This is a genomic window from Capnocytophaga sp. oral taxon 863 str. F0517 (assembly GCF_000466425.1).
Taxonomy (GTDB): domain Bacteria; phylum Bacteroidota; class Bacteroidia; order Flavobacteriales; family Flavobacteriaceae; genus Capnocytophaga.
On record NZ_KE992168.1, the window covers coordinates 90,019 to 97,086 of the forward strand.

Annotated in this window: 7 protein-coding genes; all 7 read left to right on the forward strand. The window is 45.8% G+C overall.

Annotation, left to right across the window (positions count from 1 at the left end):
• Positions 1-10: 10 nt before the first annotated feature.
• The 7 genes from HMPREF1551_RS09350 (at position 11) to HMPREF1551_RS09380 (ending at position 6,978) form a co-directional block, all read left to right on the forward strand.
• A complete protein-coding gene (locus HMPREF1551_RS09350; protein ID WP_034544606.1) occupies positions 11-1,552 on the forward strand; it encodes a glycine betaine ABC transporter substrate-binding protein in 1,542 nt (513 codons plus the stop codon).
• Positions 1,549-2,262 carry an ABC transporter ATP-binding protein gene (locus HMPREF1551_RS09355; protein WP_021628880.1) on the forward strand — a complete coding sequence of 238 codons (714 nt, stop codon included), beginning with the start codon at positions 1,549-1,551 and terminating at the stop codon, positions 2,260-2,262. Before HMPREF1551_RS09350 ends, HMPREF1551_RS09355 begins: the two co-directional genes overlap by 4 nt.
• A gap of 58 nt (positions 2,263-2,320) precedes the next feature.
• Positions 2,321-2,770 (forward strand): hypothetical protein, encoded by a 450-nt coding sequence (locus HMPREF1551_RS09360; protein WP_021628881.1) that lies wholly within the window; start codon positions 2,321-2,323, stop codon positions 2,768-2,770.
• Positions 2,771-2,850: 80 nt separating this feature from the next.
• Positions 2,851-3,117, forward strand: coding sequence for an MmcQ/YjbR family DNA-binding protein (locus HMPREF1551_RS09365; RefSeq protein WP_021628882.1), 267 nt, complete (start codon positions 2,851-2,853; stop codon positions 3,115-3,117).
• An 8-nt stretch (positions 3,118-3,125) separates the two neighbouring features.
• Positions 3,126-5,618, forward strand: coding sequence for an ATP-binding cassette domain-containing protein (locus HMPREF1551_RS09370; RefSeq protein ID WP_034544609.1), 2,493 nt, complete (start codon positions 3,126-3,128; stop codon positions 5,616-5,618).
• A gap of 156 nt (positions 5,619-5,774) precedes the next feature.
• Positions 5,775-6,524, forward strand: a complete 750-nt coding sequence (locus HMPREF1551_RS09375) for a helix-turn-helix domain-containing protein (RefSeq protein ID WP_021628884.1) — start codon at positions 5,775-5,777, stop codon at positions 6,522-6,524.
• Between the two features lie 76 nt (positions 6,525-6,600).
• Complete coding sequence (locus HMPREF1551_RS09380; RefSeq protein ID WP_021628885.1) at positions 6,601-6,978, forward strand: VOC family protein; 378 nt, start codon at positions 6,601-6,603, stop codon at positions 6,976-6,978.
• The last annotated feature ends 90 nt before the right edge of the window (positions 6,979-7,068 follow it).

Sequence of the window (7,068 nt, forward strand, 5' to 3'; positions counted from 1 at the left end):
AATGAACATCTTGACAGATCTTATCACTCTTCTTCGTGAGGAAGCGCCGTTCTTCCTGCTCCTGACTGCTGAGCATTTACTTATCTCGCTCTTGGCAATTGTTATCGCAACATTTATAGGGGTGCTTTTGGGAATCTTTATCAGCGAGTACCGCAAGTATGCCGCTTGGCTCTTGGGAGCGGTGAATGTGCTCTATACCATCCCCTCTATCGCCTTGTTAGGTTTCTTTATCACCATTACAGGGGTAGGGAACCTCACCGCCCTTATTGCGCTGATACTCTATGCCTTGCTGCCTATTATCCGCAGTACTTATACGGGTATTACCCAAATCAATCCGCTGATTGTAGAAGCTGCAGAGGCAATGGGTAGCACCCGCAGCCAACTGCTTTGGAAAATCAAACTTCCTTTAGCCCTCCCTGTACTGATGTCGGGCATTCGTAATATGGTTACGATGACCATTGCGCTCGCTGGTATCGCCTCTTTTGTAGGGGCTGGCGGCTTGGGGGTTGCTATCTATCGCGGTATCACTACCAACAATAGTACCATGACACTGGTAGGCAGTGTGCTCATTGCTTTCTTGGCTTTGGGGCTCGATTTCTTCTTAGCAAAAGTAGAAAAACGATTAGTAAACCGCGAAGTAGCTCATAAGCGCAACCCTCTAAAGCTAGTAGGGGTAGGGGTGTTGGCACTGCTTATCTCGCTCTTCTTCGTGCTTTCGCCTAAGAAAACAAAGGATATACATATCGCTACCAAGCCAATGACCGAAAGTTATATATTGGGACAAATGCTTGCCTTGCTTATCGAGCAGGACACAGGGCTCTCGGTGCGACTGACCAATGGTGTAGGGGGTGGCACCTCTAACATTCACCCTGCCATAGCACGTGGAGAGTTTGATATGTACCCCGAATATACTGGTACTGCATGGGAAGCCGTACTCAAACGCAAAGACCCTTACAACGAGAACAAGTTCGCCAACTTAGAAACTGCCTATAAAAAGCAATACGGATTGGAATGGGCTAACCTATATGGCTTCAACAATACTTACGGCTTAGCCGTGAGCAAAGAGATAGCCCAGCAATACCAGCTCAAAACCTTTACCGATTTGGCTAAGGTGAGCCACCAGCTTATCTTTGGGGCTGAATATGATTTCTTCGAGCGCGAGGACGGTTACAAGCAACTCCAAGAAGTCTATGGTATGCACTTTGGCAAAGTACTCGATATGGACATCGGGCTCAAATACCAAGCCATGTGCGATAAGAAAATAGATGCTATGGTCGTCTTTACCACTGATGGACAGTTATCGGTCAGTGAGGTGGTGGTACTGCAAGACGACCGTAATATGTACCCCTCCTACAAGGCAGGCACAGTGGTACGCACTGAGTTACTGACCACCTACCCCACCCTGCGCACTACTTTGGCAAAGCTGAACCAGCTAATAGACGATACCACGATGGCGCACCTCAACTTTTTGGTAGAAACTGAAAGAAAACGACCCGAAGAAGTAGCTAAAAACTACCTCCTACAAAAAGGACTTTTACACCCACAACAATGATAACATTCACCCACATATACAAGAGTTATAACGGCAAGGAAATCATTCCCGACTTCAACCTCACTATTGAAAGCGGCGCTTTCCTTACTATCATAGGAACTTCAGGCTCTGGTAAAACTACTGTGCTGAAGATGATTAACGGGCTGGTATTGCCTGACAAAGGGGAGATACGTATTGACGGCAAGAATATTGCGGACGAAAACCTCATTGCCTTACGCCGCAATATAGGTTATGTAATTCAGGGGAATATCCTTTTCCCACACCTGAGCGTGGCAGAGAACATAGCCTACGTGCTTGTCCTAAAGAATTATCCTAAAAGCGACATCAGCCGTATTGTTGCTGAAAAACTAAAGTTAGTAAACCTCGCTCCTGAACTGGCTGAGCGTTTTCCGCACGAGCTTTCAGGCGGACAACAACAACGAGTAGGGATTGCAAGAGCCTTGGCTGCTAATCCTAACATCATACTAATGGACGAGCCATTTGGAGCGTTAGACAGCATCACCCGCAAGCAACTACAGCGCGAGCTCAAAGCGCTGCATCAGCTTTCAGGAGCTACCATAGTATTCGTCACCCACGACATCACCGAAGCCTTAACACTGGGTACCAAAGTATTGGTGTTGGACAAGGGAGTTATTCAGCAATACGACACCCCCGAAATGATTCAAAGACACCCTGCCAATGAGCTAATCCGTGAATTGGTCAATGGATGAGTCTCATATCAACAAATTATTCGTATCTTTGCCACCTAATTCTCAAAAATAAATTCAAATGAAAAAATTCTTTTTCTACTGTTTAGTCCTTATAGGCTTTACAGTTACAGCACAGACCTATGAGTTCAAAGTAGTAACCGCTGTAGAATCCGTTGTTCCCAATGGATTGGGACGTTCTCGAATGATTTCGGCTAATGACCAGCGCAATTACAAAGATTTCACCACCACTCGTTCTGAAGAAGGGGACGAACGTAACAAAAGTGACCGTGATGACATTCGTGTAAAAGGGTTTGATGAAACCAAGCTCCTCAATTTCTTTAACATTGGCGGGATACGTTTCCAGAATATCGCTGCTAATGATGCACTTATCACTTCCAAACTCAACGCAATGAGTGAAGAAGGTTGGGAACTCGCCTTTGTTACCAGTGGGGTAGAAAGCAATTCGGGCAGAGATGATTCCACCGGACTTTTCATCACTCGTTTTGTTTTCAAACGATTGAAGAAATAATCTTCAGAAGCACCGCAAATGCAAGCTAAAAATCCCACTTGTAGTCTTGAGACTACAAGTAGGATTTTTAGTATCAGAGAATGGACTCATTAACTTATGTGGGTACAAAGATGTTTTGCTTCTTTGATATCAATAAGTTTGACAAATGCACGCTCAAATGCAACCCCGATGAGATAGAACAACTCAAAGCAAATTATCAGGCAGTAGAAGACCCTTTTAACCTAAGCAAAAAGTATTGGGTGGGTATCCGTTTCAATGAAGATATGCCCGATGATAAAATCAAGGCTTATGTAAAACAATCGTATGATTTAGTAGCTTCTTCACAGAAAAACAAATTAGTAAAATAATGACAACTATGAAAAAAGAAAACCCTAAACGCCCCAAAAATATTGAAGTTCGAGGGGCTAAAGTACATAACCTCAGGAATATAGACGTCGATATCCCCCTCAATAAGATTGTAGGGATTGCAGGCGTATCGGGCTCTGGCAAATCATCTCTTGCCTTAGGAGTTCTCTATGCCGAAGGCTCACGAAGATACTTAGAATCGCTTTCTACCTACACAAGACGACGAATGACGCAAGCCGAACGCGCTGAGGTAGACGACGTGCGCTACGTGCCAGCCTCCTTAGCACTGCACCAGCGCCCTACGGTACCTGGTATCCGCAGTACTTTCGGCACAATGACCGAATTGCTCAACAGCCTCCGCCTGATGTTCTCAAGGCTTGCCAATCACTGTTGCCCTAACGGACACTATGTAAAACCTTCGTTTGCTGTAGCAGCTATGCAAGAAATCACCTGCCCCGAGTGCCACGAACATTTCTACGGACCTGGGGCTGAAGATTTAGCTTTCAACAGTCGTGGGGCTTGCCCTACCTGTGGCGGAATAGGAACCGTCAGAACGGTAGACGAAAGCAAGTTAGTCCCCGATCAAAACCTCACTATCGACGAAGGAGCAGTAGTGGTATGGGGCACCCTGATGTGGTCACTTATGAAAGATGTATGCCGCGAAATGGGCGTGCGTACTGATTTGCCTTTCAAGGATTTAACCCCCGAAGAAAAAGAAATAGTCTACCACGGACCTGCTGAAAAGAAACATATATTCTACCTAAACCCCAAAACAGGACAAACTGCCGAAATGGATTTTACTTACTACAGTGCTGTGTATAGCGTACGAAACGCTTTGGCTAAGGTAAAAGACGATAGCGGAATGAAACGCCTCGAGAAGTTCCTAAAAGAAGACGTTTGCCACGACTGCCACGGCACAAGGCTTTCTCCAGCGGCACGTGCCCCACGCCTTAGGGGCATTAGCTTAGACCAAGCTACGGCTATGACGCTCGATGAGTTAATGGTTTGGGTAGCAGGCGTCCCCGATTCGTTAGAAGAAGCAATGCGCCCAATGGCTAAAAACATCTGCGAAGCCTTTACCGATACCGCCCACCGCCTTATCGACTTAGGCTTGGGCTACCTCTCCTTAGACCGTGCAGCAGCTACCCTTTCCACCGGCGAACGCCAGCGCGTACAGCTTGCCCGCGCCGTACGCAACCGCACTACTGGGGTGCTCTATGTGTTAGACGAACCCTCTATCGGGCTACACCCTCACAACCTCAAAGGCTTAATAGGGGTGATGGACGACCTCATAGCCGACGGCAATTCGGTGATATTGGTAGAGCACGATACCCAAGTACTTACTCACGCCGATGAGATTGTAGAAATGGGCAAAGGCGCAGGGATTAATGGCGGAACCGTCATCGCACAAGGAACGGTAGATGAAATAACACAAAATAAGGAATCGGTAATAGCGCCTTACTTATCGCAAGAGAGCAAACTGCCTGAAGAACTCACAGAGAATGAACTCTTTCCTATGGGCAAAATACGCCTCTCTACCGATGCTATACACACCGTACAACCTTTAGAAGTCGAAATTCCCAAAGGGCGACTTACAGTAGTTACAGGGGTTTCCGGCTCAGGCAAAACTACTTTAGTGTTAGAGAGCTTAATTCCCGCTTTAGAGGCAAACGCTATGGGGAAGAAATTACCTCAGCACATCAAATCGGTAGAAGCAGAAGGTATTCGTCAGGTAAAGCTCATCGATGCTACCCCTATAGGCATCAATGTGCGCTCTACGGTAGCTACCTATGCCAGCATTCATGACGAACTCCGTAAGATTTACGCCCAAACCCCCGATGCTAAACAGTGCGGCTATAAGGCAGGCGACTTCTCCTACAATACAGGCGACCTCCGTTGCCCTACCTGCGACGGCACAGGGCAAATATCCTTAGATGTGCAGTTCCTCCCCGATGTTGATATTGTGTGCCCTGATTGCAAAGGGAGCAGGTACAAGCGCGAAGCCTACAAAGTATTGCGCACCGCCAAGAATGGCGAAAAATACAGTCTGCCCCAGCTGATGAGTATGAGTATAGACCAAGTAATAGAGGTAACTACCGATTTGAAGTTAGTAAATCAAAAATTACAAGTGTTACAACAGTTAGGATTGGGCTATTTGTCGCTTGGCGAAGATACCCCAGGACTTTCGGGAGGAGAAGCCCAACGCCTAAAGTTAGCCAGCGAAATGGGCAAAGGACAAAGCGATACCGTTTTTGTATTTGATGAACCCACCATAGGGCTACACCCGCAAGATGTACGTGTGCTGCTCGGTGTTTTTCAGAGCCTCCTTAGCTTAGGAGCTACCGTGATAGTGATTGAACACGATTTAGACGTCATTCGCAATGCTCATTATATTATCGATATGGGTCCCGGTGGCGGTGCCGCAGGCGGAAGAATAGTAGCACAAGGCACCCCTCAATCAGTAAAGAATAATGCCAATAGTATTACAGGAAAATATCTATAAACCTAGTAAAATTATAAAAATCCCCGCTGGCAGGCTTTGCCTACCAGCGGGGATTTTTATAATAATTAACACATTTGCCAATTGGCTAATTATTTCTATCTTTGCCCTTCATCAATAGCAAACAACGTGTTATCACTTCACCCCTATTATCACCCTATGCAATCGGTTATTCCTGCGGAAGAAAAAGCGGTTACCTATACTGAGTTTCTTCCGTGTGAGGCTTTGCGTTCGTTTATCTATTGCTATTGGGAACTGAAATCTCCTCCGCGTAACACGCCTTTCTTTTACCGAGTAGTTGCCGATGGCTGCATCGACTTATTTTTTGACTGCAACGCCCCGCAGATGAGTTCCATTATGGGCTATTGCAATACATACATAGAGTTTCCTATAACGGGGGCTTTCCACTATGTAGGGGTGCGCTTTCTGCCCAGTGCCTTTCCGCTACTTTTTGGTCAGGATGCTTTTGAAATCAGCGCACAAGAAATCCCTTTGCGCGAGGTAGTACCTGCACTGGCTACTTTTATCGCTCAGCAGTTGGAAACTCCCCTTTCGTTAGCTACCATTGCACAACGCTTGGACAACTATTTTCTCCGTCACCTATCACAACACCCTTTGCAGATGGACAACCGCTTTTTCTCGGCACTTTTGCAGATATTACAAAGCAAAGGCACGATGCACATCAGTGAGTTAGATACCGGCATCAGCACCCGACAGTTGCGCCGCCTTTTCGACTACTACATAGGCGATAGTCCTAAAACTTTTAGCAACATTGTGCGTTTTCAGCATATACTAAGTACAAAAGCCTACCACAACCATTCTTTTTTAGACACTTATTACGACCAAGCCCACTTTATCAAATCGTTTAAAACATTCTATGGCGATACACCGAGTAAGGTGTTAGGCTGAAGAATGTCCGTTTTTTACAATCGTATTCCCTGTGCTTGCGGTACTTTTGCCGCCGAATAACAAATACATTATCAGAATGAAATTAAACGCAGGTATTATCACCGAGAAATTAGCTGAGAGCAAGGCTTTCTACACCCAAGTATTGCAATTTGGCGTTACTTTTGAAAACGACTTTTATTTGCTGTTGCACACCCCCAATCACGAGGCAGAAATTAGTTTTTTGTTGCCTAACCACCCTTCGCAACAGCCTCTCTTCCAAAAACCTTTTACCCAACAGGGGGTATACCTCACCATTGAAGTAGAGAATGTAGATGACTATTACCGCAGCCTAAAAGAGCAGGGCGTGCCCATTGCCATAGACTTACGTGAAGAGCCTTGGGGCGATCGCCATTTTGCCATTATAGACCCCAACGGCATCGGTATTGATATAGTAACCTATTCTGCACCTGAATAAAAATGAAAATCCCCTCTGAAAGAGAAATCTATCAGCGGGGATTTTTTAATTTGCTAATTAACGTGAGTTCGATATAAGAAAGTTACTTTT

Bases quoted from the DNA above. Each gene is read 5' to 3' on its own strand.
- HMPREF1551_RS09370 (WP_034544609.1), top strand. From the start codon at position 3,126: ATGAAAAAAGAAAACCCTAAACGCCCCAAAAATATTGAAGTTCGAGGG.
- HMPREF1551_RS09355 (WP_021628880.1), top strand. From the start codon at position 1,549: ATGATAACATTCACCCACATATACAAGAGTTATAACGGCAAGGAAATC.
- HMPREF1551_RS09380 (WP_021628885.1), top strand. From the start codon at position 6,601: ATGAAATTAAACGCAGGTATTATCACCGAGAAATTAGCTGAGAGCAAG.
- HMPREF1551_RS09375 (WP_021628884.1), top strand. From the start codon at position 5,775: ATGCAATCGGTTATTCCTGCGGAAGAAAAAGCGGTTACCTATACTGAG.
- HMPREF1551_RS09365 (WP_021628882.1), top strand. From the start codon at position 2,851: ATGGACTCATTAACTTATGTGGGTACAAAGATGTTTTGCTTCTTTGAT.
- HMPREF1551_RS09360 (WP_021628881.1), top strand. From the start codon at position 2,321: ATGAAAAAATTCTTTTTCTACTGTTTAGTCCTTATAGGCTTTACAGTT.